A 1,140-nucleotide genomic window follows, 5' to 3' on the forward strand; every position below is an offset into this window, starting at 1 on the left:
GTGATGGTGGCCGTAGGGTGCATGACGGCGTTCACGAAGTAGCAGGCGCTGGGGGCGAAGTCGGTATTGGCGTAGCCTGCGTCACCGGCGTTGCCCGCGTCGTCGGTTACGCCGGGGAGGTTTACGTAGATGATATTTATCAGGGGGTGGTTGTCGGCCGTGGGCGTCAAGGTGGTCGTCAAGGTGGCCGTCCAGACCGTGCGGTTGGCGTTGGGCGTGAGCGGACTCAACGTGTCGTAGGCAGACCCGAGATTGATGTCGCGGGCATCAAAGCCGTTGACGGGTTCGTTGAAAGTGAAGGTGACGGTGGTGGTCTCGCCCGCAATGAGCGATTTGTTGGCCAGCGTGATCGTGACCGTGGGGCCCATGGTGTCCACGGAGTAGTTGGCGCTGATGGCGCTGCCGGTACCGGCGTTGCCCGCGTCGTCGCGCACACCGGCGAGGTTGACGCGGATGGTATTCGCCCCGGCGCTGGCGTTGGCCGTGGGCGTGAAGGTGGCCGTCCAGGCCGTGCGGTTGGCGTTGGGCGTGAGCGGGCCCAAGCTGCCGTTGGCATTCGAGAGGTTGATGTCGCTGGCATCAAAGCCGGTGACGGGCTCGCTGAAGCGGAAGGTGACTGTTGTGGTTTCACCCGCGGTGAGCAGGCTGTCGGCCAGCGTGATGGTGGTCGTGGGGTCGCTGGTGTCGCGGGTGTCCACGGTGTAGTGGGCGCTGGTGGCAGCACCGGTACCGGCGTTGCCCGCAACGTCGCTTACACCGGCGAAGTTGACGCGGATGGTATTTGCCCCGGCGCTGACGTTGGCCGTGGGCGTGAAGGTGGCCGTCCAGGCCGTGCGGTTGGCGTTGGGTGTGAGCGGGCCCAGCGTGCCATTGGCATTCGAGAGGCCGATGTCGCTGGCATCAAAGCCGGTGACGGGCTCGTTGAAGCGGAAGGTGACTGTTGTGGTTTCACCCGCAGCGAGCGCGGTGTCGGCCAGCGTGATGGTGGCCGTGGGGCGCACGGTGTCCACGGAGTAGTAGGTGCTGTAGGTGCCGTAGGTACCGGCGTTGCCCGCGTCGTCGCGCACGCCGGTGAGGTTTGCGTAGATGGCACTCGCCCCGGCGCTGACGTTGGCCGTGGGCGTGAAGGTGGCCGTCCAG

1 protein-coding gene is annotated in these 1,140 nt (G+C 66.0%); it reads right to left on the reverse strand.

The annotated features are described in order from the left end of the window. On the reverse strand, positions 1 to 1,140 hold a 1,140-nt coding region (locus tag VTU_RS34315; protein ID WP_010110669.1), incomplete at both ends, for an Ig-like domain-containing protein.

The organism is Verminephrobacter aporrectodeae subsp. tuberculatae At4, assembly GCF_000193225.1.
GTDB classification, from domain to species: Bacteria; Pseudomonadota; Gammaproteobacteria; order Burkholderiales; family Burkholderiaceae_C; genus Acidovorax; species Acidovorax aporrectodeae.